24 protein-coding genes and 5 tRNA genes are annotated in these 25590 nt (G+C 41.0%); 17 read left to right on the top strand and 12 right to left on the bottom strand.

The window, feature by feature from the left end:
* The first annotated feature begins 12 nt into the window (after nt 1–12).
* The 6 genes from tig to JG734_RS09410 are packed head-to-tail and all read left to right on the top strand — an operon-like array spanning nt 13 to nt 5137.
* A complete protein-coding gene (gene tig / locus JG734_RS00935; RefSeq protein WP_201333182.1) occupies nt 13–1326 on the top strand; it encodes a trigger factor in 1314 nt (437 codons plus the stop codon).
* Nucleotides 1323–1913, top strand: coding sequence for an ATP-dependent Clp endopeptidase proteolytic subunit ClpP (gene clpP / locus JG734_RS00940; RefSeq protein WP_201333183.1), 591 nt, complete (start codon nt 1323–1325; stop codon nt 1911–1913). The genes tig and clpP overlap by 4 nt, the downstream gene beginning before the upstream one ends.
* Nucleotides 1910–2434 (top strand): peptide deformylase, encoded by a 525-nt coding sequence (gene def, locus JG734_RS00945; RefSeq protein WP_201333184.1) that lies wholly within the window; start codon nt 1910–1912, stop codon nt 2432–2434. Before clpP ends, def begins: the two co-directional genes overlap by 4 nt.
* The gene (locus JG734_RS00950; RefSeq protein WP_201333185.1) at nt 2431–3924 is read left to right on the top strand and encodes a YifB family Mg chelatase-like AAA ATPase; all 1494 of its coding nucleotides are present in this window, start codon (nt 2431–2433) and stop codon (nt 3922–3924) included. Before def ends, JG734_RS00950 begins: the two co-directional genes overlap by 4 nt.
* Complete coding sequence (locus tag JG734_RS00955) at nt 3921–4874, top strand: peptidoglycan DD-metalloendopeptidase family protein (protein ID WP_201333186.1); 954 nt, start codon at nt 3921–3923, stop codon at nt 4872–4874. Before JG734_RS00950 ends, JG734_RS00955 begins: the two co-directional genes overlap by 4 nt.
* Nucleotides 4859–5137, top strand: coding sequence for a polymer-forming cytoskeletal protein (locus JG734_RS09410; protein ID WP_255531406.1), 279 nt, complete (start codon nt 4859–4861; stop codon nt 5135–5137). The genes JG734_RS00955 and JG734_RS09410 overlap by 16 nt, the downstream gene beginning before the upstream one ends.
* On the opposite strand, the gene JG734_RS00965 is transcribed toward JG734_RS09410, so the two are convergent.
* Nucleotides 5134–6189 (bottom strand): YeiH family protein, encoded by a 1056-nt coding sequence (locus JG734_RS00965; RefSeq protein ID WP_201333187.1) that lies wholly within the window; start codon nt 6187–6189, stop codon nt 5134–5136. The two genes, JG734_RS09410 and JG734_RS00965, sit on opposite strands and share 4 nt — an antisense overlap.
* Before the next feature lie 107 nt (nt 6190–6296).
* Here JG734_RS00965 and JG734_RS00970 point away from each other — a divergent pair, with 107 nt between their 5' ends.
* The 3 genes from JG734_RS00970 to purN are packed head-to-tail and all read left to right on the top strand — an operon-like array spanning nt 6297 to nt 9170.
* Nucleotides 6297–7205 (top strand): LysR family transcriptional regulator, encoded by a 909-nt coding sequence (locus JG734_RS00970; protein WP_201333188.1) that lies wholly within the window; start codon nt 6297–6299, stop codon nt 7203–7205.
* Nucleotides 7198–8589: an NAD(P)H-hydrate dehydratase gene (locus JG734_RS00975; RefSeq protein WP_201333189.1), complete on the top strand. Its 1392-nt coding sequence runs from the start codon at nt 7198–7200 to the stop codon at nt 8587–8589. Before JG734_RS00970 ends, JG734_RS00975 begins: the two co-directional genes overlap by 8 nt.
* Complete coding sequence (gene purN, locus JG734_RS00980; protein ID WP_201333190.1) at nt 8586–9170, top strand: phosphoribosylglycinamide formyltransferase; 585 nt, start codon at nt 8586–8588, stop codon at nt 9168–9170. The genes JG734_RS00975 and purN overlap by 4 nt, the downstream gene beginning before the upstream one ends.
* Here purN and JG734_RS00985 read toward each other — a convergent pair.
* The 4 genes from JG734_RS00985 to JG734_RS09465 form a co-directional block, all read right to left on the bottom strand.
* Entirely contained in the window at nt 9106–10374 is a 1269-nt protein-coding gene (locus JG734_RS00985; protein WP_201333191.1) for an MgtC/SapB family protein, read from the bottom strand. The two genes, purN and JG734_RS00985, sit on opposite strands and share 65 nt — an antisense overlap.
* On the bottom strand, nt 10375–11619 hold the full coding sequence (locus tag JG734_RS00990; RefSeq protein WP_201333192.1) for an HAD-IC family P-type ATPase: 1245 nt from the start codon (nt 11617–11619) through the stop codon (nt 10375–10377).
* 81 nt (nt 11620–11700) lie between these two features.
* Nucleotides 11701–13746 carry an HAD-IC family P-type ATPase gene (locus JG734_RS09460; protein WP_201333193.1) on the bottom strand — a complete coding sequence of 682 codons (2046 nt, stop codon included), beginning with the start codon at nt 13744–13746 and terminating at the stop codon, nt 11701–11703.
* Entirely contained in the window at nt 13679–14047 is a 369-nt protein-coding gene (locus tag JG734_RS09465; protein ID WP_201333194.1) for a cation:proton antiporter, read from the bottom strand. Before JG734_RS09465 ends, JG734_RS09460 begins: the two co-directional genes overlap by 68 nt.
* Nucleotides 14048–14400: 353 nt before the next feature.
* On the opposite strand from JG734_RS09465, the gene JG734_RS01005 reads away from it, so the two are divergent.
* Nucleotides 14401–15180 (top strand): thiazole synthase, encoded by a 780-nt coding sequence (locus JG734_RS01005; RefSeq protein ID WP_201333195.1) that lies wholly within the window; start codon nt 14401–14403, stop codon nt 15178–15180.
* Here the strand turns inward: JG734_RS01005 and JG734_RS01010 are convergent.
* A complete protein-coding gene (locus JG734_RS01010) occupies nt 15155–15943 on the bottom strand; it encodes a M23 family metallopeptidase (protein WP_201333196.1) in 789 nt (262 codons plus the stop codon). The two genes, JG734_RS01005 and JG734_RS01010, sit on opposite strands and share 26 nt — an antisense overlap.
* A gap of 65 nt (nt 15944–16008) precedes the next feature.
* Between JG734_RS01010 and trxA the strand changes: the two genes are divergently transcribed.
* Nucleotides 16009–16380 (top strand): thioredoxin, encoded by a 372-nt coding sequence (gene trxA / locus JG734_RS01015; protein ID WP_201333197.1) that lies wholly within the window; start codon nt 16009–16011, stop codon nt 16378–16380.
* Nucleotides 16381–16407: 27 nt separating this feature from the next.
* Here trxA and JG734_RS01020 read toward each other — a convergent pair whose 3' ends face one another.
* Nucleotides 16408–16749 (bottom strand): hypothetical protein, encoded by a 342-nt coding sequence (locus tag JG734_RS01020; RefSeq protein WP_201333198.1) that lies wholly within the window; start codon nt 16747–16749, stop codon nt 16408–16410.
* A 44-nt stretch (nt 16750–16793) separates the two neighbouring features.
* A complete protein-coding gene (locus JG734_RS01025; RefSeq protein WP_201333199.1) occupies nt 16794–18146 on the bottom strand; it encodes a sodium-dependent transporter in 1353 nt (450 codons plus the stop codon).
* Between the two features lie 82 nt (nt 18147–18228).
* Here JG734_RS01025 and JG734_RS01030 point away from each other — a divergent pair.
* The 6 genes from JG734_RS01030 to JG734_RS01055 all read left to right on the top strand — a co-directional run bounded on the left by JG734_RS01030 (nt 18229) and on the right by JG734_RS01055 (nt 19246).
* A tRNA-Pro gene (locus JG734_RS01030) sits at nt 18229–18306 on the top strand.
* A 20-nt stretch (nt 18307–18326) separates the two neighbouring features.
* Nucleotides 18327–18403: transfer RNA gene (locus JG734_RS01035), tRNA-His, on the top strand.
* A 67-nt stretch (nt 18404–18470) separates the two neighbouring features.
* Nucleotides 18471–18547: transfer RNA gene (locus JG734_RS01040), tRNA-Arg, on the top strand.
* 17 nt (nt 18548–18564) lie between these two features.
* Nucleotides 18565–18641, top strand: a tRNA-Arg gene (locus JG734_RS01045).
* Between the two features lie 4 nt (nt 18642–18645).
* A tRNA-Leu gene (locus JG734_RS01050) sits at nt 18646–18730 on the top strand.
* 12 nt (nt 18731–18742) lie between these two features.
* The gene (locus JG734_RS01055; protein WP_201333200.1) at nt 18743–19246 is read left to right on the top strand and encodes a DUF2726 domain-containing protein; all 504 of its coding nucleotides are present in this window, start codon (nt 18743–18745) and stop codon (nt 19244–19246) included.
* Here JG734_RS01055 and JG734_RS01060 read toward each other — a convergent pair.
* The 4 genes from JG734_RS01060 to JG734_RS01075 are packed head-to-tail and all read right to left on the bottom strand — an operon-like array spanning nt 19194 to nt 25575.
* The gene (locus JG734_RS01060) at nt 19194–20621 is read right to left on the bottom strand and encodes an FAD-dependent oxidoreductase (RefSeq protein WP_201333201.1); all 1428 of its coding nucleotides are present in this window, start codon (nt 20619–20621) and stop codon (nt 19194–19196) included. The genes JG734_RS01055 and JG734_RS01060 overlap by 53 nt on opposite strands.
* Nucleotides 20618–21262, bottom strand: a complete 645-nt coding sequence (locus tag JG734_RS01065) for a phosphoglycolate phosphatase (protein ID WP_201333202.1) — start codon at nt 21260–21262, stop codon at nt 20618–20620. The genes JG734_RS01060 and JG734_RS01065 overlap by 4 nt, the downstream gene beginning before the upstream one ends.
* A 54-nt stretch (nt 21263–21316) precedes the next feature.
* Nucleotides 21317–23908 carry a translocation/assembly module TamB domain-containing protein gene (locus JG734_RS01070; protein ID WP_201333203.1) on the bottom strand — a complete coding sequence of 864 codons (2592 nt, stop codon included), beginning with the start codon at nt 23906–23908 and terminating at the stop codon, nt 21317–21319.
* Nucleotides 23905–25575 (bottom strand): autotransporter assembly complex family protein, encoded by a 1671-nt coding sequence (locus JG734_RS01075; protein WP_201333204.1) that lies wholly within the window; start codon nt 25573–25575, stop codon nt 23905–23907. Before JG734_RS01075 ends, JG734_RS01070 begins: the two co-directional genes overlap by 4 nt.
* Nucleotides 25576–25590: the final 15 nt, after the last annotated feature.

The following is a 25590-nucleotide window of genomic DNA, read 5'->3' on the forward strand; positions in this document are numbered from 1 at the left end:
AAAAGGAATTTGATGGAAGTGCAAGCTACCAAAGTTGACAATGCAAATGCGAAACTCGATGTAAAAATCGCGCAAGCAGATCTTGAGAAAAAGAGCGAAAAGATAGCAAAAAACCTCGCTAAAACTATGGATCTACCAGGTTTTAGAAAAGGAAAGGTTCCAGTAGCTATCATTAAGCAGCGCTATGGAGATAAAATCACGCAAGATGCAGAATCTGAAGTATTAAAAGAAGCTCTTGATAAAGCAATCGAAGAGCTAGGAATTGAAAGAAGTGCAATATTGGGAGAGCCAAGATTTAGCAAATATGAGAAGAAAGAGGAGTATATCGAAGCGGAAATCGAGCTTGGATTGCAACCACAGATAGACCTTGAAGGATATGAAGAGCTTATCCCTACATATGAAGAGCCACAAGTGAGTGATGAAGAGGTAGAAAAGCGCCTCGAAGAGCTTGCTGAAGCTATGGCACAGTTTGTAGAAAATCCCCGCAGAAAAGTAGCAAAAGAGGGGGATCTTGTCACAATCGATTTCAAAGGGACTCTTGAAGATGGCACAGAGATTCCTGGAGGAAGCGCTGAAGGATTTGAGCTTCGCCTCGGAAGTGGTCAGTTTATCCCAGGTTTTGAAGAGCAGGTCATTGGTATGAAAAAGGGTGAGACAAAGACTATTGAGGTGACTTTTCCCGAAGACTATCCAAACAAAGATCTCGCTGGTAAACCTGCAAAATTTGAAGTAACGCTTCACAATATCAAAGAGAAAGAGCAAGTAGAAATTAATGATGAGCTTGCAAAGAAGATGCTTCAAAAAGAGGATGGAACGTTGGATGAGCTCAAAGAGGAGATCAAAAAGCAGCTCAAAAGCGAAAAACTCTCAAAACTCTATAATGAAGAGCTAAAACCGCAGCTTGTAGAAGCTCTTGTGGAGAAATTTGAGTTTGATTTGCCAAAAAATATCGTAGAGCAAGAGATCGATGTGCAGCTCAATCAAAAAGCACGCGAAATGAGTCCAGAAGAGATTAAAGAGTTGCAAGAAAACCCTGAAAAACTCCAAGAGCTTCGCAAAGAGATCGAACCAGAAGCTACAAAGAGTGTTAAAGCGACTTTTATTGTTGATGCACTTGCGAAAAAAGAGGGTGTAAATGTAAGCGACGAAGAGGTTGTGCAGACAATCTACTATGAAGCATTGCAAATGGGACGCAATCCGCAAGAGATTTTGGAAGCGTATCAGAAACAAGGACTCTTGCCAGCGATTAAGATGGCAATGATTGAGGATAAGCTCTTGACACATCTTCTCAACAAAAAAAATGAAAAAACAGAGGAAAATGCATGAGCTACTATATCCCTTATGTAATTGAGCGCACAGGGAGAGGTGAGAGAAGTTACGATATCTACTCAAGACTTCTCAAAGACCGCATCATTATGCTCAGTGGTGAGATTAATGATGCAGTAGCCTCTTCTATTGTGGCGCAGCTGCTTTTTTTGGAAGCAGAGGACCCTGATAAAGATATCTATCTGTATATCAACTCACCTGGCGGTGTGATTACGAGTGGGATGAGTATCTACGATACGATGAACTATATCAAGCCAGATGTCTCGACTATCTGTATCGGACAGGCTGCAAGCATGGGAGCATTTTTGCTCAGCTCCGGTGCAAAAGGAAAACGCTATGCACTCCCGCATGCGCGTATCATGATCCACCAACCTCTTGGTGGAGCGCAGGGACAAGCGACAGATATCGAGATTCAGGCAAAAGAGATTTTGCGCCTCAAAAAGATTCTCAATGATATCTTGGCACAAAACACTGGACAGAGTGTCAAAAAGATTGCAAAAGATACTGAGCGAGACTTCTTCATGAGTGCCGAAGAGGCAAAAGAGTATGGACTTATCGATCAAGTATTGGAGAAGAGTGCTCGATGATGCGAGAAGTGATTACATATCCTGATAAGAGGCTCTTTCTTCGCAGCAAAGAGGTGGAGAGCTTCGATGAAGAGCTCCACCAGCTTCTTGATGATATGTATGAGACGATGATAGCCAAAAACGGTATAGGGCTTGCTGCGATACAAGTAGCTGTGCCACTGCGCGCTTTGGTTATCAATCTTCCTGATGAAGAGGGAAAGCAGCACAAAGAGGATCTCCTTGAGCTCATCAATCCCATCATTGTTGAAAAAAAGGGAACGCAAGTCTATACCGAAGGATGCCTGAGTGTTCCAGAGTATTATGATGATGTTGAGCGTGCAGAGTGGGTGAAGGTGGAGTATCAAGATCGCCATGGCAATAAAAAAACACTAGAGACTGATGGTCTTTTGGCAGTAGCAGTGCAGCATGAGATAGATCATCTTGATGGACACCTCTTTATCGAGAAGCTCCCTTACCTCAAACGTAAAAAGTTTGAAAAAGAGTGGAAGAAGAAACGTAAAAAGAGTGGCGCCAAGGTATGAAACGGATTTTTTGCGCTACGCTTGATGGCGTAGACGCAAGAGAGGTACAGGTAGAGTCGAGTTTTATCAATGCTCTTCCAGGAATCAGCATCGTAGGACTTGCAAGTAACTCCATCCAAGAGGCAAAAGATAGAGTCAAAGCGGCTCTTGGTGCTAGTGGATTTCGCTTTCCCCCACAAAAGATAACAATCAATCTCTCTCCCAGTGACCTGCGTAAAAGTGGCAGTCATTTTGATCTTGCAATTGCTCTTGGGATAGCTTTGCAAAAAGAGGATGTGGATTTTAACAATATCTTTGTTTTTGGAGAGCTAGGACTCGATGGGAGAGTCAAAGAGAGTGCCAAACTTTTCCCGCTTCTTCTGTCTTTGTCAAAAAAGGGCATCAGTGCTGTTGTGCCAAAGGAGAGTCTACTGCGCCTTGCAAAAATCCCAGGAATTACACTCTATGGTGTAGCAACTCTTGCTGAAGCGATAGAGCTTTTCAAGGTAAAAAACTTCCAAGCCACACCTACACAAGAGCTTCCTTGGCCATCGGTTGAGATAAAAAATCAAAAATACTACTACACCAAAGAGTACCCAATAGATTTCGAAGATGTAATAGGCCAGCAAAGAGCCAAAAGAGCAGCTCTCATAGCAGCAGCTGGAATGCATAACCTTTTGATGGAAGGAAGTCCAGGATGCGGTAAGAGCATGATAGCAAAGAGGATGCGCTATATTTTGCCACCTATGAGTCTTGCAGAGATTTTGGAAGTTGCAAAGCTCAAATCTTTGAGTGATGAAGAGATAGATTTTTCACCTGTACGCCCACTACGTAGCCCCCATCATTCAGCTACAAAAGCGAGTATTTTTGGTGGGGGGAGTAGTGATGCAAAACCTGGTGAAGTGGCTCTTGCTCACAATGGGATGCTCTTTTTTGATGAGTTTCCACATTTTAGCAAGAGTGCACTAGAGGCTTTGCGCGAGCCGCTGCAAGATAGGCGCGTGCTCATCTCTCGCGTCAATACTAAGGTAGAGTATAAGACGAAGTTTTTATTTGTTGCAGCACAAAATCCTTGTCCATGTGGCAATCTGCTCAGCAGTGTGCATGAGTGTCGCTGTAGTGAGCTTGAAATCCGCCGCTACAAAAATCGCATCTCCTCTCCACTCCTTGATCGCATCGATATGTATGTGCAGATGAGTGAGCCGCACGAGGAGGGTGAGCGTATCAGTTCGTCCCAGATGCATGTGAGCGTTTTGCAAGCATTCCGCAAGCAAAAAGAGCGTGGACAAAAGGATTTTAATGGTAAACTCGATGAAGCTGGGATAGAGCAGTATTGCACAATGAGCGATGAAGCAAAGAGCATTTTTGATCAGGCTACTATGAAGCTAGGTCTCTCACATAGAAGTGCAGGAAATCTGCGCAAAGTTTCTCGCACCATAGCAGATATTGAAGGCTCCGATCTTATAGAAAAGAGGCATCTTTTGGAGGCGATGGGATTTAGACGACGATGAAAAATAGATATCTCATTACCATTACCACTGTCCATGGAACCAAACACTATAGTTTCAAGCAGATTGTTAAGTATATCATTGGAATTGTAGCTCTTTTTATAGTTTTAGTTCTACTTTTTGGGTATGGCTATATAACATACCTAAAAAGCAAAATAGGTGTAATCGAAAAAGAGAAGCAGGAGCTTCACCAGCAGGTGGCAAGTCTCACTGACCAACTCCAAAAACTCAATGTCAGCCTCGTGCAAAAGCAGGAGCGACTCAGTGATCTCAGTGACAAAATCGAAGATCTTGAGCAGATTTTAGGACTCAAAGGGGATGAGTATAAGCAGCAGTTGCAAAATCTCAAAATCAGCACACTAGACGCTTCTGCAATAGTTCATCTTATACCTTCAGGTAAGCCTGTTGTGCAAGAGTTTCGCATATCAGCAGGATTTGGTTGGCGTAAGCATCCAATTTTGCACAAAAAAGAGTTCCATCCGGGTATCGATCTTGCTGCAAAAGGGAAGGTGCCAATTTTTGCTACAGCCAACGGTATCATCATCGATGCAAAGCATGGGCGGTATGGCTATGGGAATGTGATCAAGATCGCTCATGTATATGGATTTTCCACACTCTATGGGCATCTACGCAAGATCTTGGTCAAGAAGGGCGACTTTGTCAAAAAAGGCCAAATTATAGGCTATATGGGAAGCACGGGTTTAAGCACAGGACAGCATCTCCACTACGAGGTAAGATTTGACAAAAAACCCCTCAATCCATTAAACTTTATACGATGGAGCAATAGCAACTTTTATACTATAACAGAAAAAGAGAGGCACGTACCATGGGAATCTTTAATAAAGGCACTCAAAGCAGTGGACTCGCAAAAGAGACTTCAGTCATCTCCAAAAGTACAAAAATCAAAGGAGAGCTCACCCTCGACTCAAACCTCCATATCGACGGAGAAATAGAGGGGATTATCAACTCTTCTAGTGTGGTATCAGTTGGTAAAAGTGGTGTGGTAGATGGTGAGATCTATGCCCAAAAGGTACTTGTCAGTGGTCTTGTCAAAGGCAAAATCGATGCAGAGCATATCGAGATCATGACTGGTGGGAGAGTTGTAGGCGAAATTATTGTAGATAATCTGCTGATTCAAAATATGGGAATCTTTAGCGGGGTATGTAAGCAAAAAGAGATGAAAATAGAACAGCCCGAAGAGGAGCCCAAAAATTAGGCTCCAAAGACTCCAACTGCCCATTTTGTTACAAAATAGCCTCCAACCATAAGCCAGATAGCCATGAGAAGGGCAAGAAGTACAGGTTTGATACCAGCTTGCTTGAACTTCTCTACGCTTGTCTCCATACCAAGAGCTGTCATTGCCATTGTGAGTAAGAAAGTATCAAGTTGATTAATACTTGCGATTATTGGCTGTAAGCCCTCAATATCGATCAGCATAGAGTTTATACCAGCAACGACAATGAACCATACAGCAAACCAGGGAATTGTTATTTTAAATTTTTGTTGTGAGCCGTTTGTAGCAGCTTGTGCTCCGCGAGAGACCAAAATACCCAAAATGATAAGAAGTGGCGCGATCATCATAACCCGCGTCATCTTCACTATCACTGCGTTGTTCATAGCTGTTTCATTTACAGCTCCACCAGCTGCAACGACTTGTGCTACTTCATGGACAGTTCCGCCTACATAGATTCCATATGTTTGTGGGTCCATATGTAAAATACCAGATTTATAGAGGGCTGGGTAGGTAAACATAGCGATTGTACCAAAGAGTACCACAGTTCCCACTGCAACTGCGCTTTTATACGGTTCAGCATTGAGAACCGGCTCAGTTGCCAAAACTGCTGCAGCACCACATACGCTACTTCCCGATGCAGTAAGCACTGCAGTATCGCGATCTAGCCCGAAGATCTTCACACCTGCCCACCATCCAAGGATAAAAGTGGTTGTAAGCATAATAGTTGAGACCGTGAGTCCTGCAAGTCCTACTTCTGCAATCTGTTGGAAAGTGATGCGAAAACCGTAGAGAATAATTGCAAAGCGCAGAAGCTGCTTTGAGCTAAAGACAATTCCTGGAACCCACTCTTTTGGTATGTGGCTCCGCAAGGTATTTGCATAAAACATACCTATGACAATACCGATGATGAGGGGACTGATTGCAAGAGCTTTGATAAAGCTTACTTGTGATATCTGAATTGCAGCGATGGTAAAGAGTGCTACGAACAAGATTCCATTGAGGGTGTATTTGATATTCTCTTTGCTAAATGCCAATGTGCTCTCCTTGAGAGAATTTTTGCTTATTATTATAAAACCATATTTTTAATAAGTAAAATAAATAAAATATTATATAATAATAAAAATAACTGAAAAGGTTGCAAATGCGTATCACACTACGCCAGTTAGAGCTTTTCATAGAAGTAGCAAAGATTGGACATCTTACCCAAGTAGCCAAAAACTTTGGACTCAGTCAGTCTGCTGTGAGTATGTCACTCAAGGAGCTCGAATCAATTTTGGGATGTAAACTTTTTGAGAGAGTACAAAAGAGGCTTGTGCTCAATGAAAAGGGACGGGCATTTTTCAATGAGGTAGAGCCTCTTGTTTTTAAACTTAAAGATATCGAATCAGAGTTTATGTCACAAGAAAACAGAGGAAAGCTCGTCATTGGCTGTAGTACTACAATTGCAGACTACATCATGCCAAATATCGTGTGCGAATATATGAACCAGTATCCAGAAGTGCAGATCCAGCTCAAAATCGGAAACACTGCTGAAATTTCACAAATGATTGAGCAGGGTCTTGCAGATATTGGTTATATAGAGGGTGATGCGGAGTGTAATAGTTGCATAACAACGCCTATTGGTAAAGATGAATTGGTTGTAGTCACTGGTGATAAGAGTTTAGCAAAGAAAAAAGAGCACTTTATCGATAATTTAATGGATATGAAGTGGATTTTGCGAGAAGAGGGGAGTGGTACGCGCAGTGAATTTGTCAAGCAGCTGGGACAATTTGGTAGTGATCTCAATATCTATCTCGAACTGCGCCATACTGAGGCAATAATAAGCGTACTCAAAGAGGTAGATCAAAGTATAAGTTGCGTGAGCAAGATAGCAGTCAAAAAGTATCTTGATGCAGGTGAGCTCTATGAGATGAAGATAAAAGGGTTTGAATTTAGCCGTGATTTTTCACAAATTTACTATAAAAACAAATACCAAAGTGAACTGTTTAAAAAATTTAGTCTCTATGCAAGAAGTAGATTTGCCCAGATTTTAGGAGATAAATATGCGTAATCTGTATGAGAGTGTTACACTTCTTGATCAGCGTTGCTACGAGCAGTATCTTTTGCCAGAAGATATTTTGATGGAGCATGCAGCCTATGCAATAACTCAGCAGATACATGTGCGTTTTAAGCCAGGAGCGAAGGTGCTCATCGTTGCAGGTCCTGGTAACAATGGCGGAGATGGAGTAGCCTGTGCGAGGCAGCTCCTCGGTGAATATGAGGTGCATCTTTTTATGCCTTTTGGTGCAAAAAGCAGTATGTGCAAACTACAGCTAGAGCGCTACTATGCATGTGGAGGGGAGCTAAGTGAGAGTATGAGTGAAGCGGATGTAGTAGTAGATGCTCTCTTTGGAAGTGGTCTCTCAAAACCGCTTAATGAAGAGAGCCAGCATACTATTCAAAAGCTCAACCAATTAGATAGCTTCAAAATTGCATGCGATATCCCAAGTGGCATAGATAGTAAGGGCAATCCTATGCCATTAGCTTTTGCAGCAGACCTTACCATCACAATGGGAGCTATGAAACTAGCGCTTTTTATGGATAATGCGAAAGATTTTGTAGGCGAAGTAATCGTTGCAGATCTGGGAGTGAGTAGGAGTCTTTATGAGAGCAAGAGCAGTTATAAACTCTTAGAGATAGATGATCTCAAACCTCCCTATCGCACTCGTTCCAATTCCAACAAAGGTACTTATGGTCATTTAGCACTTGTAGCTGGTGAGAAAGAGGGGGCTGCGATAATGGCAGCACTGGCAGCATTGCGCTATGGTGCTGGCCTTGTGACGCTGCTCACTTTTGAAAAGATTCAAGTGCCATACGAACTCATGCACTCATCCCATTTGCCGCCAAAAGCTACTGCATTAGCAGCTGGTATGGGGCTTGGGATGGAGTATAGCGATGAGGATTTAGAGGAGTTTATGGATAATGATCTTCCTTTGGTAGTTGATGCCGATCTTTTTTATAGTCCTAAAATCAAAGAGATAGTAAAGCGCAAAAGAGTTGTCTTCACTCCCCATCCCAAAGAGTTTAGTGCATTGCTTCACAATCTCAATCTAGCAGATTTGAGCGTTGAAGAGATTCAGCGTGATCGCATAACCGCAGCCAAGATTTTTGCACAAGCCTATCCTGAAGTGGTGCTTTTACTCAAAGGAGCAAATCCTATCATTGCCAAAGGTGAGCAGTTTTTTATCAATCCACTAGGCACCAATGCATTGGCAAAAGGTGGTAGCGGAGATATACTCACCGGTCTCATTGGCGCGCTTCTTGCTCAAGGATACGATCCACTCGAGGCTGCAATCCAGGGAAGCCTTGCTCATGCAGTTGCAAGTAGAAGGGTAGAGAGAGCAAATTATGCGCTCACTCCATCAGATCTTATCGATGTTATAGGGAATTTATGAAAAAAATTGTGATACTTTTTAGTGGTAACGGAAGTAATCTTGAAAATATTGCAAAGAAGCTCCATGGAAAAGTAGAAGTTGCTGCTGCGATTACCAACAATCCACAAGCCTATGGTATACAAAGAGCCAAGAGGCTAGGAATTCCTATCGAGATCATTGATCATCGAGAATTTCCTAGTCGTGAATCTTTCGATGAGGTATTAGTGCAAACTATCAAACAATATAACCCGGATCTGGTGGTCATGGCAGGATTTATGCGCATTTTAAGTCCGATCTTTACCAAAAATATCAAAAACGCTATTAACATTCACCCCTCTCTTTTGCCACTCTTTAAAGGAGCAAAGGCGATAGAAAAAAGCTATGCTTCAGATATGAAGGTGGCTGGAGTAACGGTGCACTGGGTGAATGATGAACTTGATGGTGGCAAAATTATCGATCAGGCATGTTTTCACAGAGAAGATGAGAGCTTAGAGGAGTTTGCAGCAAAGATCCATGAGCTAGAATACAATCTCTACCCTAGAGTAATAGCAAATCTGCTAGATATATCCCTCCAAAAAGCGTCACTGTCACAAGAAGTGTGAATTTTGTCACACTCCAGCCAAGCTCTTTGCCACCTAGCCAGTAGGCAATAGCGAGTTTGACGAGTGTATTTGTGTAGCTTGCAAGCACAATCCCTATGAGAGAAGCTTCGAGACTGAGACGTTGCTCTTTTGCCATTTCACTTAAAGAGAGTGTAATTGCATCTACATCGGTTATTCCAGAAATAACAGAGACCACATATACACCTATATTGCCGTAGCGTGTCTCCACAAATGCGATAGCTCCATAGATGATGCCAAAGAGCAGACCAAATTTGATAGCTTCAGAGAGTTGGAGTGGGTTTTTTTCCAAAGAAGGATTGTGAAACTCGATATTTGTTACGGGAGCTTTACGATAGAGCATATAGACATAGACTCCTCCAGCAATAGCAGTAGCCAAATAGGGAATGGCTATAACAGTTGCTAGTTTTGGGTGTATTATGAGTGTTTCGATGAAGACTCGCACAAACATAAATGTCCAAGAGATGCCTATCCCTGCAGTATAGATATCAAGAAGGGTTCTATTTCTTGGATAGATATCACTAAGAGTAATCGTGACCGCAGTGGAAGATATAAGTCCTCCTGCAGCTCCTGTAATAAGTACTCCATGTCTGTGTCCCAATGTTTTGATAGCCACATATCCTACAAAACTCAATCCTGCAATAATTACTGCCATAAACCATGTTTTATAGGGGTTAAAGAGGTGGTAGGGACCGATCATCTTATCAGGCAGCAGAGGCAGAATAACAAATGTCATTACAAGTAAAAGCACTACTGCGTTTATATCTGTAGCAGAGACTTTTTGTTCGATTTGGCGCAATTTGGGTTTGATTTCAAGGAGAACTATTATGATTACTGTCAAAAAGAGAGCATAATTTTCCAATCTATACCAGACCATAAGGCCCAATATAAAAGTGATGAGAGCAGCTATTTGTGTGGTAATTCCTACTTTTTTGAGAATTTGAACTTTATAGTAGTAAGTAAGAGCGATGAAAAGAGTTATAGCTGTAAATAGAGCGAAAATAAATCCATGTATCTTTGTTTCCAACCAGCCACCCAAAAAGCCAGCCATAGCAATGAGGGCAAAGGTTCTAGTACCCATGAACACCTGTTCATTTTTGAGAATATAGGTGAGAGATCTTTGCAAACCTATCATAATGCCAATAGCTAGTGCATAGAAGAGGAGTTTTAGCAGTTGATAATCCATCTACCTCCTTTTAAGTATCCACCATTCAAACCATTTATACAATTCTACAACAATATAGAGAGGAACTGCTATTTCAAAAATAAGCAGCCAAGCTTTGAGTTGCAGTGGTACTGTGTGGAGGGCATTTTGCAAAAATGGAACATAGACTGCTGCTACTTGTGCGCCAACTGTGAGAGTCCATGCTAGAAGTAACCAAGGATTGGAAAATAAGCCAATAACTGGCATAGGCGCATGAAGGCTTCGGTAGTTGAAGACATTCATCTTTTCTAAAATAATGATACCTGTAAAGGCGACTGTTTGCGCTAACGGAATAGCTTCATTTTGTGGTAATCCCAAAGAGAGATAGTGGTGGAAGAGCCAAAGTGTGCCAAAACCAATATAGGATCCTAGCAAAATAATCATTATAATACCACGCAGCTGCAAAAATGGTGCATTCACAGTCTGGGGTGGTCTTTTCATAATGCTGGCTTCTGCAGGTTCTACACCCAAAGCCACCGCAGTCATTCCGTCAGTCACAAGATTCATCCAAAGTATCTGTACAGGAAGCAAGATGAGAGGGCCTCCCAGTAAAATATTGACAAAAATGGCAATCACTTCACCGGTATTGGAAGAGAGCAGATATGTGACAAATTTTTTGATATTGTCATATTGGCGTCTTCCCTCTTTGACCGCTTTGATGATAGATGCAAAATTGTCATCGAGCAAAATAATATCTGCTACTCCTTTTGCCACATCTGTTCCTCTAAGCCCCATGGCTATGCCTACGTCTGCTTTTTTGAGTGCTGGAGCATCATTGACGCCATCTCCTGTCATTGCGACAATGAGTCCCTCTTTTTGCAAGATATCGACGATGCGAAGTTTGTCTTGTGGTGCTACGCGAGCAAAAATCACATCCTCTTTGATGGCTTTTTGTAAAGCATCATCATCCATTCCAGCTAATTCATTGCCGGTGATGGCTCTTGTTGCCTTAAGACCGATCTCTTTTGCAATAGCCAGAGCTGTCAAAGGGGCATCTCCGGTGATCATAATCACTTTGATGCCAGCTTCTTGTGCTGTTTTAATAGCTTCTGGAACTTCAGGACGAGGAGGATCGATAATGCCAACAATTCCAAGAAGCACAATATCTTTTTCTACATCATCTGGATCAAGCTTTATAGAGTCTGGAACAATTCTATATCCGAGCGCAAGGGTCCGGAGCCCACTTTTTGCGTATTGGATATAAGCCTCTTCAAACTGTTTTTTCATCTTTTCATCAAGCGGCTTGATGCCAGAGCCATCATCATAATATGCAGCTCATTGTAATAGTACTTCTGAGGCACCTTTGATTTAGGCAACTCTTTTGCCGTTCTCATCGACAATTACCGTCATGCGTTTTCGCTCACTATTAAATGAAAACTCACTGATGATTTTTTCATCTTTTGGTGCTAGCCAAGCTTTATATGCTGCAACAATCAATGAAACCTCTGTAGGATCTCCTATGGCATGCCATCCGTTTTGATCTTTTTTTAGCGATGCGTGGTTGCAAACAAGTCCAGTATGTAGCAGTTTCAAAAGAGTTTTATCATGTTTATAGTCTACTTTTTTGCCATTTTTCTCAAAATGTCCAGCCGGATCGTAGCCACTGCCAGTAATTTCGAGCTCTTCACTAAAAAGCCATATTTTTTTGACTGTCATCTGATTTTGGGTGAGGGTACCGGTTTTATCGGTACAGATCACATTTGCACTTCCAAGATTTTCTGCTGCCTGGAGTCTTCTTAGCAGTGCATGGCGTTTGACCATCGCTTTGACTCCAAGAGCCAGTGTAATGGTGACAACTGCAGGCAAACCCTCGGGCACTATGGCTACAGCCAAGGAGATGCCTGTCATGAACATCTCAAAAATATCTTTTCCAAAAAGATATCCAATTATGGCAACAAGAACGGAAATTGCTATGGAGATGATGCCAAGTTTTTTACCTAGAACTGCTAGTTTTCGTTGCAGTAGCGTGGGAGCTTGCTCTACTTCGCTTGTGAGTTTGGCGATTTTGCCAAATTCTGTAGCCATACCCGTTGCTACAACGATCCCTTTACCATATCCATTGGTTACATTTGTTCCCATATAAGCCATATCTTTTCGCACTGCTAAAGGGGCATCTTCGGGTTCAGGATCTATCCATTTATTGACAGGAACCGATTCTCCTGTCAAAGCCGATTCGTTGATTTTGAGATTGACCGATTCAGTAAGACGCAGATCAGCTGGGACTCTATCACCAATTTGGAGTACAACGATATCTCCTGGAACCAAAAATTTCGCTTCTATTGTAATCTTTTGCCCGTTTCTTATTACTTTGCAGTGTGGTGAGAGCATGCGCTGCAATGCTTCGATCACTTTTTCAGCTTTAAACTCTTGGATAAATCCCAAAATGCCATTGAGAATGACAATGGCCATAATAGTCCAACCATCGTCCACTTCACCTATAGCGAAACTGATCCCCGCAGCTACAAGCAGAATAAGAATGAGTATATCAGTAAATTGTCGAAAAAGTATCACGTACCAAGGAGTCTTTTTGGTAGCTGCTATCCTATTGAGTCCATATATCTGCAGCCGTTTTTGCGCCTCTTCATCATCGAGGCCTCCTTGGGGATCTGTATGCAACAGATTGATAATTTTTTCTACTTTTTTTGCATGCCAAGGAATATTGGCTTCTTTTACAGCAGGATACTCTTTTGGAGCTGCTAAAGCACTTGCATAAAACTCACTTTTCCATTTTGAAGCCAAGATAGAGAAAGTTAAAGGAACGATGATGGTAGAAAGACTTGATGCAGCGACCAGTGCTGTGAAAAGTTCGGTATCGATAAGTTGAGCATCCAAGAGAAGTTTGGCCACAATGATCTCTGTTGTTAGCCTTGCATTGAGCCCTATACCAATAGTAAAAGCCTCTTTGAAGTTGAGTTTTTTCATAGGTACCATAAGGAGTACTCCATTAAGTTTACCTACAAATGCTGCTAAAAAGAGTAAGATTGCAAGTTCTGGAGCTTTGATGAGGCCATTGAGATCGACACTCATACCGATCCAGAGGAAAAAAAGAATACCAAAAAAGCCGTAACTTACAGCTCTTACTGCTTTTGTAGTATTTTTGCCAATCTCTCCTGCTTTGTCAAAGACAGGGCGGATGATGATACCAGCTACAATTGCACCTATTACAAGACCAAGATCGGTATACTCAGCAAATCCCCAAAAAATGAAGAGCGTAAGAATCATCAAGACGATGAGGTTGACAACTGTTGTTTTTGTCCATTTCGCCAAAGGAATAAGGATAAATTTTCTAGCAAAAAAAGCAGCTGCAATAAAAATAGCAGCATTGATCAAAACATCTAGTATCTCTTTTTTCATTTGTAGCTATACCGGTCTTCATACCGATCCAGACTGAAACAAAAGCTACGAGAAACACCTCGATGACATCGTCAAGTACACCGGCTCCAACAATGTAGTTACCAACTTTTGTCCTAATGATATTAAATTCATCCAAAATTGGTACGATGACAGCTTCAGCCGTTGGCATATGTGTAAGCCCTATAACAAAGGCGATAAGCCAGCCATATCTCAAATAGAGCATAACAGCCACGCCCAGCAAAAAGGGAAAGAGGGTGTTGAGCACTGTAGCTAGGACAATATCGCTACTTTGGCTTTTCATCTCTTTGAGTTCGATGTAGTCCTATGAAAAAGAGCAAAAAGAGCACACCCAAGTCAGCTAAAGTAGTAAAAATGTTTCCGACAATTCCTGCTTGAAGTATCGAGCCTATGGAAGTATAGTGGATGCCCATACCTACGAAAAGAGCAGCTAAAATTCCAGGGATTTTTAATCTCTCAAAAAAGCCAGCCAAAAAGTAGGTGAACCCAAAAAGGAGTGCCAAAAGAAGGAGAAATTCACCTAGAAGTTGCTCATTTATACAACCATTTTAACTCTTTTTATTTAAAACTTCTCTTTTTGACATCGAAGAGAGATTGAAGTAAAATAAGACAAAATATATCCGAATAGGAGAAGCGATGGCGGACATTTTAAAAATAGGAAAATATGAGTTTACGAGCAGACTTATCGTTGGAAGTGGAAAGTATCCGGATTTTAAAACAACATACGATGCAACAATTGCAAGCGGTGCGCAGATGATTACTGTAGCAGTACGACGCGTCAACATCACCGATCCAAACAAAGAAAACCTCATGGACTACTTCAAAGATAGTGATGTGCAGCTCTTGCCAAATAGTGCTGGATGTACTACTGCTGAAGAGGCTATCACTCTTTTTAGAATGGTACGCGAAGCAACAGGTATCGATATTATCAAGCTCGAAATTATTGGTGATACCGAAAAGACACTCTATCCGGATGTGATTGAGACGATAAAGGCGTGTGAAGTATTGGCAAAAGATGGCTTTACCGTCATGGCATATACCAATGATGATCCAATCACTGCCAAAAAACTTGAAAATGCTGGAGCTGCAGCTGTTATGCCGCTTGCTGCACCAATTGGAAGCGGGCTAGGAATCCAAAACCGCTATAACGTCGTTTTTGTCAAAGAGGTGGTAAATGTACCGGTTATTGTCGATGCTGGAGTTGGATGTGCAAGTGACGCTGCGATTGCAATGGAGCTTGGCGCTGATGGGGTACTTACTAATACAGCGATTGCTCAGGCTAAAAACCCAATCCTTATGGCGGAAGCGATGAAACATGCTGTCCGAGCAGGACGTATGAGTTACTTGGCCGGTCGCATTCCAAAAAAACCGTACGCAACTGCTTCAAGTCCTACTGAGGGTATGATACAGTTTTAAGTGTATTGTTGTAAGCATCGATAAATTGAAGGGGATCGACAGTGATCCCCTTGATTTTGATGGTTAGATGCAGATGCGGTCCTGTGACACGTCCACTTTTGCCACTGAGACCTATGATTTGGCCTCTTTTGACAAACTCTCCTGGTTTTACGAGAAACTTGCTCAAATGATAGTAGCAGCTATAGATCCCTTTACCATGATCGAGTATGATTGAGCCTCCAGCGTAATAGCGCTTCTTGGCTAACACCACTTTTCCATCATTGATTGCCTTTATAGGAGTGCCCATAGCTGCGCGAAAATCTGTACCAGAGTGGTAGCTTTTGAGCTTGCCATTAAAGAGGCGCGCCACTCCGAAAGGATCAGTAATAGCTGCGTTTATAGGAAGAACAAAGGAGTTTTGTACGTAACTTTTTGGCGTTACTGTAGAGTAAATCCTCTTAGCTTCTGCAAATTCTTTGCGGATACGTTTTAATACACTTTGTGGTGGAGATACTTTACTTTTAGCTACATGAAGGCGCTCTTTTGGATAGTTTTTCGGTGTGATATTGAGGATAAATTTCTTACCGTCAATGGCTATTTTGCAACGAGATCGTTTGGTGTAATATGAAAGAGGAATAACGAGAAGATGATTCATTGTTGTATAGGTCTTACAATCAGTTGCATAATATTTATCATAATGGTGCACAAAAGTCTGCCCATTATGCAAAGTGATAGTCGATGCATAGAGCGTAAAAGCTGTAAATAAAAAGAGAATAAACCGCATAAAATATTGTAGCACATAAAAAAATTATTATATAATTGTATTTCACACTTCTTCAAAGGAAAACTATGGCTTTAGAGACACTAACAGCACAAAACTTCAACGACAAAGTTGCATCACACGATATTGTGATACTCGATTTTTGGGCACCTTGGTGCGGACCTTGTAAAGAGTTTGGTCCAATTTTTGAAAAAGTTGCACAAAAACATCCAGATATTCTCTTTGGAAAGATCAATACTGAAGAAGAGAGAGATTTGGCAGCATATTTCAATATCACCTCTATTCCAACTGTTGCAATTTTACGTGAGGGGATAGTGCTTTTCATGCAGCCAGGACTCTTGCCAGAAGAGGCTTTGGAAGACCTTATCCGTCAAGTTAAAGAGCTTGATATGGATAAAGTACGCGAAGAGATCGCTAAGCAAGAGCAAAATCCACAATAAAGAGGCTTTGCCTCTTTACTCGTAATATTATTTACAAGAATCTATGTAGATTGCTGTTGCTTGATTATTTTTACTGCTTCCTTCATAAATATATAAAACACCAATTCCTTGATCGATAACAATAGATCTTAATTTTTTATTAGAACAGATACTCTTTTTGAGAATATTCTCTATCTTTTTAAGTTTAATTTTATCATCATCGACATTTGCAATCATGTCAAACTTTTTTCCCTTATAAATAAACACAGCTGAATTGCCAACTACTCCCCTCAATGTACCATTATGTAAATTGAGTTTAGTGCTATCATTTGCTAAAGCAGTAGAAAAGGATGCTGCGAAAAATATGAGACTTGTAAGAAGGTTTTTCATATATTTCCTTTATAGTTTTATTGATTATATCTTTTTTGTTGAATTTATATTTTCAAAACTCCCATAAGATTGAGCATCATAAAAATAAGCGCAATTGGCGCTATATAGCGGATGCTAAACATCCAGATTGCATAGAGTTTACCAGAGAGCTCGCCACTTTTGTGCAAGTGAGCTTGCACTTGTGTCTTTGGAAGTACATATCCCACGAAAATAACTATCGCAAATCCACCAAGTGGCAGCAAAATAGAGTCTGTTGTAAATTCTAATATATCAAAAAGAGGCTTACCGCCCATGCTAAAGAGTTTTCCCCAGCTATTTGTAAATGAGAGCAGCGCTGCAATTCCAACAAGCCAGTAGATAAAGCTAATAACCACAACAGCCTTTGCACGGGTAAAATTGAATCTATCGATGAGATACTGTACTACAGGCTCTACCAAGCTAATCGCTGAAGTGATACCTGCAAATGCGAGAGCAAGGAAGAATAATAGAGCAAAAAAGACACCAAGAGATCCAAAATTATGCAAGATTGTAGGTAAAGATATAAATACTAATCCAGGACCTTGACCAGGCTGCGCCCCAAACTGGAACAGAAAGCTAAATATCACTAGACCTGCTACAAGGGCTATGAGCGTATCCATAAAAGTTACTATAAAAGCAGTCTTTGTAATACTAGTATCTTTTGGCAGTGATGCTGCATAGGTCATGATAGCTCCCATTCCAAGAGAGAGAGTGAAGAATGAGTGCCCCACAGCACGGATGAAAGCTTCAGAGTTGAGTTTTTCCCATTTTGGCTCGAACATAAAAGCAAATGCCTTACTAAAACCATCGAGACTAAAAGCGTATACAAGCAGTCCAAAAAGAATAAGCATAAGTGACGGCATCAAGATGAGGTTGATCTTTTCGATACCACCTTTGATACCCCTATAGACGATGAATCCTACGATAATGACACTCAATGTATGGAAAAAGATTTGAGCTAGAACCTGATCGCCAATGAGGGAATTAAAAGCATTTTTTGCTTCTTGTGTTGTAGCTGGTAGACCACCGAATATAGCAAAGAGATAGTAGAAAATCCAGCCAATTACTACTGAGTAAAAGGTCATAATAATGATGCCGTTAAATCCCATAAATCCTGCATACTTCCACCACTTTTTATCAGGAGGAGCAAGTCGTTCAAAGCTTGTGACAGTATCAGCTCTTCCAAGAGCACCTATAAGCATCTCTGCAATCATTACAGAAAAACCAATAAAAGCAATTGTAATGAGATATATGAGGACAAACGCTCCTCCTCCGTACTCTCCGGTCATATAGGGAAACTTCCAGATATTTCCTAAACCAACTGCACTCCCTGCAGCTGCGAGAATAAACCCTATTCGACTAAACCTTTGGACTTTCAAGATCGCTCCTGTGTTTTTGCGTTATTATAGCAACAATTCTTGACAAAAAAAATCTTTTTGAATATAATTTCAATCCATTTGGCGGGGCGTAGCGCAGTCTGGTTAGCGCACCTGGTTTGGGACCAGGGGGTCGGGGGTTCGAATCCCTCCGCCCCGACCATGTTCATGATCTCACGTATGGTGGGTGTAGCTCAGGTGGTTAGAGCACCAGATTGTGGCTCTGGGGGTCGCCGGTTCGAGTCCGGTCATCCACCCCATCACTATTCGAGCCCAACCAGTTAATAAGCATAAAATTTAGATGCTCTAATCTATGGGCCGAAATGTGCGCCCGTAGCTCAATTGGATAGAGCAACGGACTTCGGATCCGTAGGTTAGAGGTTCGACTCCTCTCGGGCGTGCCATCTAAACAACTTTTTATGCGCTCGTAGCTCAACCGGATAGAGCAACGGCCTTCTAAGCCGTAGGTTCCAGGTTCGAGTCCTGGCGGGCGTACCACTCAGCGGGAGTGGCGGAACTGGCAGACGCGCCAGACTTAGGATCTGGTGCCGCAAGGCGTGGAGGTTCGAGTCCTCTCTCCCGCACCATCAAGGTAAAACTTGCAAAAGCTTCCTCTAGATCAAATTATGATATTTATTGTATTTCTTCTCATTCTCTTTTTAATCATATTTTATCTCAGGCGCAAACCTCCACTCAAGTACAAAGCTGTGCAAAAGATTTTTACTCCCAGTGAGCAAAAGTTCTATCACCATCTGCAGCAAGCTGTGGGAGATGAGTTTTATATCTTTGCAAAAGTGCGTGCAGCTGATGTATTGCTTCCAGTAAATGCAAAAGATAGAAGTAGATGGCAAAGCGCTTTTAACAAAATTGCCTGTAAACATTTTGACTATGTACTCTGTGATGCGGAGCTTTCGATTGTGGGAGCTATTGAGCTCGATGATGCAAGTCACAGGAGAGCAGATAGAGTCCAAAGAGATGCATTTATCGAGTGGGCTTGCAAGAGCGCAGGCGTCCCACTCATTCGCATCAAAACTGCCAAGAAATATGATATCAAAGAGCTGCGTGCAACGATTCTTTGCCAATGTAAGGTATCAAAAGCTTAGCCATTTGGTGTGGATAGCCTCTTTTTTGGGCAATCTCTTGCGCAAGACTATCTATCGATTTTTCATCCAGTAACTCCCCTTCAATACGTATACCTTGAGCAGTAGAGGGGAGTGCTTGGAGTTTGATGAGTTTGCCTATAATCGCATCTGCCATTGTAAAGATAGAAGAGACTTTGACAATTTCACAGCGCACGTATCTATCACCTTCGAAGGATACTTCAGCTGTACGTAGGCTCAAATCACTTCCTGGGACTTGCTGTGCTCCAAAGAGTGGAGTAGTTGTGGGCTTAGCCTGTGCAAATGGTGGAATATAGCGGCCTACATACCAAATAGCCTTTTTCGTGCGTTTTAGCGCGAGTTTTGGATCGAAGCCTTTTTCGATAAATTCGATATATTTTTGTGAGAGTTTTGGCTGGCTTGATGGTGGCTCACTCTTTGCTACTCCGTCTTCAAAGAGAGTGATATCTTTACGCATACCGTGGAGTTGATAGTATCCAGCTGGATAGGGGGTAAATTGTGCCATGCCATTCTCAGTACCTCGAATACCATGGAAGATCATCTCCGGATAGGGATAATTACTATGATATTTTGCAATGTATGCAGCTTTGAATTCGACTAGACGCTCTCTAAAATACCCCAAAAAGTCATCAATTATTCCACTCTCAAAGCCTGCAGCATTGATAAGAAAATCAAACTGCTCCTCTTTTGTTTCATTATTATTTTTGGATATAACGATAAAGCCATCACCACTTTTCTTTACATTTACTACAGAAGTTTCATATCTTACGTCAGCTTCTTGTAAAAGAAGCTCGGCAATAGCACTGAGACGAAATATATTGATACCATACTCTTGCACTAAAATGATAGGGAATTTGAGTCTATCGATATCTACTTCATTGGCAAAAGGGATGAGCCACTCTTGTGGCGTCAATGGCGCTTTTTTGGGAGTTTTACCTCGCAAAGAGAGGATTTCATCTTTTGAAAAAGTCATAAAATACTCTTGCGGATCTCCTAGCACCCTGTTTGCAGGATCTTTATCGATAAGCTCTTTGTAGTAAATAGCTAATTTTTTGGTTCGTTGTATAAGCTCATATATATCGATAGGAATATGCTTTGGGACTGTGAGGAGTGTAGGGCGCTTCTCTATTGCTTGGGGATAGAAGCGCAAAAACTCAATTGATTCTTTCAAGAGCTGTTTGCGTTGGGCATCGTTAATATCGGGATAGAGATTCCCTCCTGCATGGAGATGGCAGGCCGGAGGTCCAGCTATGAGCGCAGATTTTTTTTCAAAGAGTGTTGGCTCTAGACCAAGTTTATGCAAGTTTATCGCAACACTTGCTCCAGCGACTCCACCACCAATGATCGCTATTTTCATAGAAACTCCATGAGAATTTGTAATGATGTGATTTTTGGCGTATCAAATTTATCGATATCTTGGTCATATCCATATGAAACAAGTACTACAGGCACATTTGCTTCTTTGGCTGCGAAATAGTCACTTGCTGAATCACCTACCATGAGAGCTTCGTTACTCTTGATGTCAAATCTTTCTAAAGCATGCAATAAGGGCATAGCAGATGGCTTTTTTTGGGGGAGACTATCTCCTCCAAGAACCAATGAGAAGTGATCAAGCCCAAAATGATTGAGGATCGGCTCAACAAATACAGATGGTTTGTTGGTAATAAGGGCTAGCTTGTAGTTTTTTCGCAGAGAATCTAACACCTCTTTTGCATGTGGGTAGAGGGAGGTTTTGTTAGTGAGATTTTGGCTGTAGTACTCCATGAAAATATCAAGAGCTTTGTGAAAAAAATTCTCATCTAAATCTATGATCTCTTTAGACCCACTGAGCCCTCGCTTGACAAGCATTGAAGCCCCACCTCCGATCCAGTTGCGAATCGTATCAAGCGAGTAAGTGGGGAGTCCGAGACTATCAAGCGTAAAATTGAGCGCATCTGCAAGATCAGGTGCACTATCTATAAGTGTTCCATCAAGATCAAAAAATATAGCTCTTTTCATTCCCATCCTTTTGGCGCAATTGTATGTATTTGTTCTGATTTTTAGCTAAAAAAACTATTTAGTATTTTGATAATAGATATGCACACCACTCTTTGAAGGTCCAAAGATCGCTTCAGATTCAAAGTGGTTGTTGATGCGGTAGCGGATGATAAGTGTAGAGATCTCATCGTTTTTATAAAGAATCGTGATCTTATCACTGATACGTTTGCCAATCTCAAACCCAACTCTACCATTTTGTGTTACAAGGGAGAGTTTATCAAGCTTTATACCAAAATTTTCCAAAAGATCTTTGACAAAGAAATTAGAAAGTAGCGATCCAAGTCTACTGCCTCCTAGGAGCTTGCTTATTGCACCTTGGCTTCCAGATCCAAAGGCTATCATAGAGAGGATCTGATTTTGCGGCAGATATGGATCACTATCAAACTGCACAATTGGATTTTCCACATCTCCCATGATATCGATGAAGATTGTATAACGATCTCTTCTTGTCTTGCCATGAATTTCGAGCAGCGGATTTGTAGGAGGGCCATAGAAGCTCACTGTTGAAGGCATAAAGGAGATATCTCCGCCACTAAGTTTATAGTTTCCACGAATTATTTGGACAACTCCAAGCAGCTGGAGAGGTTTTTGATACTCTTTGTAGATTGTTACATCAGGCTTGAAGAGCACATAGAGGTCTGGAATTTTGTAGATGATTGGATTTTTTGCTGTGATGTGAATATCGAGAGCAACTTTATCTTTAATAAAAGTATTTTGCTTTACCTCTTTATCGACAATGATGATATCTTTGTCTTCTACAGTATGAAATTTTTTAGGCTGATAGGTGATGTAGCCGTTTTTGAGTTTTAGATCCCCTTCAATATCTACAAGACCTTTTTGCATCAAAGCTCGTAGTGAAAGTTGAACTCTTGCTTTCCCCTCAGATGATGAATAGGTGTAGTCTGGGCTAGAAATTGCTAGCTTGGCATCGAGCCTGCTTGGATCTATCCATCCAGTAATTTTGATGCTATCTTCAAACCATAGCGGTGCTAAGCGGATCTTGTCATCTATGTAGATATACGAAGGTTTTGTAGCATAGAATCCGTGATGATTGTAGACAAAAGAGTAGTAGTCTATGATTACTTTTTGCATTGATCCATGCATATCTATTTGCAAAAATTCAAATGGATTGAGTTTTTTACTTTTGATACTTTGCACTTGGATATGGAGGGTAAAATGTTTAGCTTTTGTATCATAACTTCCATGAGCTACACACTCTGCATCAAGATTATTGAGTGAGATGGGATAGAGATTTTTCATTGCATCGATAAAGTGTTTGAGAGATTTGATGGATGCATCGAGCGTGAGAGTCTGTCGCTCTTTTTTGATAGTAATAGTTGCATTTGCTATCTTGATACTTCCGGTAAGATTTTTATAGAGATCTATCGAGCCAAGATTCGTGACTATGTGAGTCTTTTGGGATGTCGTTATGAAGCGAATAGGATTGAGAGCTGGGAGGTTGAAATCTTTGTATTTGCGAAGGAATTTGAGATCTCCTTCGACTTTATTCTTTTCTAATTTTGCAGCAAGTTTGAAATAGTTTGACTGAGTATGGAGAGCAACTCTATGTATATTTCCTTGTGCTTGCAGCATCAGCCATCCATCTTGTGGGAGAGTTTCATTGAGTTCATGCATAGCGATTTTGGAGGTTTGAAGAGTGAAATCTCTAAAATCTTTGAGCACCAGTTTTGCATCAAAGAGTGGTGAAGAGATATTTGACTCTACTCTATGAAGATCTCCTCTACCTGTCAAAGAGAGCTTTTGATATACTTTTTGCGTAAGAGGAATTGGCAAAGCAGGATTGGTGACATTGGCTTCAAAGGTGTAGGAGAGTTCTTTATTATAGAACACTTTTGCCACAACGTTAGCTTTTGTTTTTTGCCATAATAGCGGAGCTTTGATAGTTGCATGGAGTTTTTTGTAATCATAAAATCCTTCTATGATACCTCTTGATATTAACAGTTGTTCATATTTGATAGTACGTGGTTTGAGAGTAAAATTAATACCTTTTTGTGTAAGAGATAGAGAGAAGGGGATAGGTTGCAATTGCAAATGAGGGTTAAACTTTTTAAGTTGCAGTTTTCCTGCGAGCCTCAAACGATTGTTGCTATATTTTCCTTTTGCGACTACTTTGCCAAGCTTAGGACTTTGCGCAATGAGCTTATCTATAAAGCCACTCTCTTGTGTAATTTTTGAAGCTTGCAGTTTGAAGCGATACTCTTTAAATGTTGCATCTGCAATGAGTTTATTGATCTGCCATGAAAAGTCCAAACCTTTTTTGCTCTTTTTTTGTTTGGGTGGCTTAATTTTTGTAATGCTCTCTATATCAAGCCCTTCGATGATGGCTTTTTTGATGATGAGCTTTTTATGCAGCAGTGGCAAGATGCGGTAGTTGATCACTACTCTTTTGGCAACGGGGAGGTTTTGGTAGCGGATATTGTCTAGCTCTATTGTAAAAGGAGAGCGAAGATGCCACGAGAGGGTGACTCCTTGCTGCTGTAAAAATTCATCTAAAAGATGAGAAAAGGTATGCCAGCGGCTCTCGGCAAAAAAAAGTACAAGAGTTATGACGAGCAAAAATTCGACAATTCTGGCTAGCCACCTCAAAAGTTTGCTCCAATAGAGAGTAATAGTTGACTTTGAGAGAAGTTGTTAGGATCGATACCAAAATAAGCACTTATAGTACCTACTGGACTTGGATAGAGTATACCAACTCCTACACCATCTACATAGTTTGTAAGGTTATAGTTTTTGGCTAAATAAGTGCGATCCCAAAAAAGAGCCCCGTAGAGATTTTTGAATGGGAATCTATATTCTAGTGTAGTAGCTAGAAGCGATTTGCCACCGATCTGGCACCTACTATCAAGAGCATAAAGAGAGCGATAGGCATTAGCACGGTTGGTATCTGCTCCGCCTGCTATGAAAAATTTGCTTGGTGGTAGACCACTACTCGTGCTTATAAATCCAACATGCGCTTTGGCAAAAAGAATATTTTCTCCAATTGGATAAAAGAGGCCAAGCTCTGATTCGCTTTTGATGTAGCTTGCATCAGAGAGAGGATTTTTTGAAGCTTCAGCTTTGAGCAAGAGATAGTACCCGTGCCGTGGGAAGATTTTGGAGTCGCGCTTGTCGTAAAGCAACTCGATATAGGGATAGATAAGTCTGTAGTGGCCACTTTCTATACAGTTTTGGGTATCGCTGATTTTATAGCGGTATGCTGCGAAACCAACTTTGAAAGATCTCTTGTAGCTCTCAAACAAAAATGCATGATCTATGTAGTAGCTTCGGGAAGTAAAACTATCATATTTATCATAGTTATAGCCAACTTTATCTCTCATATCTGCATAGATATCTAAGATTTTAAAACTTGGTGTAAAGAGTTTGACTTCAGCTATGCGCTCAATCTTTGAGTAGCGAAGCGTAAGGCCAATTTGATGCGCATGGAAATTGAGGTTGCGATATGAAAGCGAAGCGATAGCTCCCTGGTCTGTCTCATACCCAAGACCTGCGCGGTATACATGGTGCTTGCGCCGCTCTTTGAGAAAGGTTTCTATAAAGACACGGTTGTTGAGCTTTTTTGAGTAATCAAATCGCACTGCATCAAAAAATTCAAGAGAGTAGAGCCTCTTGTAGCTCTCATCAATCTTGGTGAGGTTAAACTCTTCGTGCGGTTTTATGTAGAGGTGAGAGAAGATGACCTTTTTGGGAATTGTCTGCAATCCTTTGATTGTAATATCTCCAATATAGCATTTTTTCCCTTTATCAAGATAGATAGCGATATATGCTACATGGCTCTTTTGGTAGACATAGGCTTTGGGGTTGAAATCATAGCTGCAGTAACCTGCTCGAAGGAGTTTATCATGCACCTGCTTTTTTAAATCTATAAATTTTGTAGCCACAAAGCGCTCACCCTTTTTGAAAGGAATTTGTAATGGAAAATTGGAAGTGAGTGTAATATCAGCAATTTTTACAGGCTTGTTTTCTGTAATTTTAAAAATAGCCATATCTTTTTGCAAATAGACCTCAATTTTTGCATCGAGGAATCCTTGCTCTTGGTAAAAGAGCAGGAGCTCATCTTGGAGTGAGGGCAGGAGTTTCTCATCTACTTTGGGTTTGAATTTTTTATGCAAAACTTTTTGCCAAAGAGATGGCTCAAATCCTAGCTCTTCGTAGAGCCTCTCTTTACTAAAGCTCTTGTTTCCCAAAAAATCTATATAGTAGCTTGCTCCAAAAGCATAGAGACAAAAAAGAAGTAAAATCATTAATCGTCGCATTGTGCTATTATATAC

This window comes from Nitratiruptor sp. YY09-18 (genome assembly GCF_016593235.1).
Classification (GTDB): domain Bacteria; phylum Campylobacterota; class Campylobacteria; order Campylobacterales; family Nitratiruptoraceae; genus Nitratiruptor.

What these genes read in the sequence shown, in the direction of transcription:
- tig (WP_201333182.1), top strand. Translation starts at nt 13, where the DNA reads ATGGAAGTGCAAGCTACCAAAGTTGACAATGCAAATGCGAAACTCGAT.
- clpP (WP_201333183.1), top strand. Translation starts at nt 1,323, where the DNA reads ATGAGCTACTATATCCCTTATGTAATTGAGCGCACAGGGAGAGGTGAG.
- def (WP_201333184.1), top strand. Translation starts at nt 1,910, where the DNA reads ATGATGCGAGAAGTGATTACATATCCTGATAAGAGGCTCTTTCTTCGC.
- JG734_RS00950 (WP_201333185.1), top strand. Translation starts at nt 2,431, where the DNA reads ATGAAACGGATTTTTTGCGCTACGCTTGATGGCGTAGACGCAAGAGAG.
- JG734_RS00955 (WP_201333186.1), top strand. Translation starts at nt 3,921, where the DNA reads ATGAAAAATAGATATCTCATTACCATTACCACTGTCCATGGAACCAAA.
- JG734_RS00970 (WP_201333188.1), top strand. Translation starts at nt 6,297, where the DNA reads ATGCGTATCACACTACGCCAGTTAGAGCTTTTCATAGAAGTAGCAAAG.
- JG734_RS00975 (WP_201333189.1), top strand. Translation starts at nt 7,198, where the DNA reads ATGCGTAATCTGTATGAGAGTGTTACACTTCTTGATCAGCGTTGCTAC.
- purN (WP_201333190.1), top strand. Translation starts at nt 8,586, where the DNA reads ATGAAAAAAATTGTGATACTTTTTAGTGGTAACGGAAGTAATCTTGAA.
- JG734_RS00985 (WP_201333191.1), bottom strand. Translation starts at nt 10,374, where the DNA reads ATGGATTATCAACTGCTAAAACTCCTCTTCTATGCACTAGCTATTGGC.
- JG734_RS00990 (WP_201333192.1), bottom strand. Translation starts at nt 11,619, where the DNA reads ATGAAAAAACAGTTTGAAGAGGCTTATATCCAATACGCAAAAAGTGGG.
- JG734_RS09460 (WP_201333193.1), bottom strand. Translation starts at nt 13,746, where the DNA reads ATGAAAAAAGAGATACTAGATGTTTTGATCAATGCTGCTATTTTTATT.
- JG734_RS09465 (WP_201333194.1), bottom strand. Translation starts at nt 14,047, where the DNA reads ATGAAAAGCCAAAGTAGCGATATTGTCCTAGCTACAGTGCTCAACACC.
- JG734_RS01005 (WP_201333195.1), top strand. Translation starts at nt 14,401, where the DNA reads ATGGCGGACATTTTAAAAATAGGAAAATATGAGTTTACGAGCAGACTT.
- JG734_RS01010 (WP_201333196.1), bottom strand. Translation starts at nt 15,943, where the DNA reads ATGCGGTTTATTCTCTTTTTATTTACAGCTTTTACGCTCTATGCATCG.
- trxA (WP_201333197.1), top strand. Translation starts at nt 16,009, where the DNA reads ATGGCTTTAGAGACACTAACAGCACAAAACTTCAACGACAAAGTTGCA.
- JG734_RS01020 (WP_201333198.1), bottom strand. Translation starts at nt 16,749, where the DNA reads ATGAAAAACCTTCTTACAAGTCTCATATTTTTCGCAGCATCCTTTTCT.
- JG734_RS01060 (WP_201333201.1), bottom strand. Translation starts at nt 20,621, where the DNA reads ATGAAAATAGCGATCATTGGTGGTGGAGTCGCTGGAGCAAGTGTTGCG.
- JG734_RS01065 (WP_201333202.1), bottom strand. Translation starts at nt 21,262, where the DNA reads ATGAAAAGAGCTATATTTTTTGATCTTGATGGAACACTTATAGATAGT.
- JG734_RS01075 (WP_201333204.1), bottom strand. Translation starts at nt 25,575, where the DNA reads ATGCGACGATTAATGATTTTACTTCTTTTTTGTCTCTATGCTTTTGGA.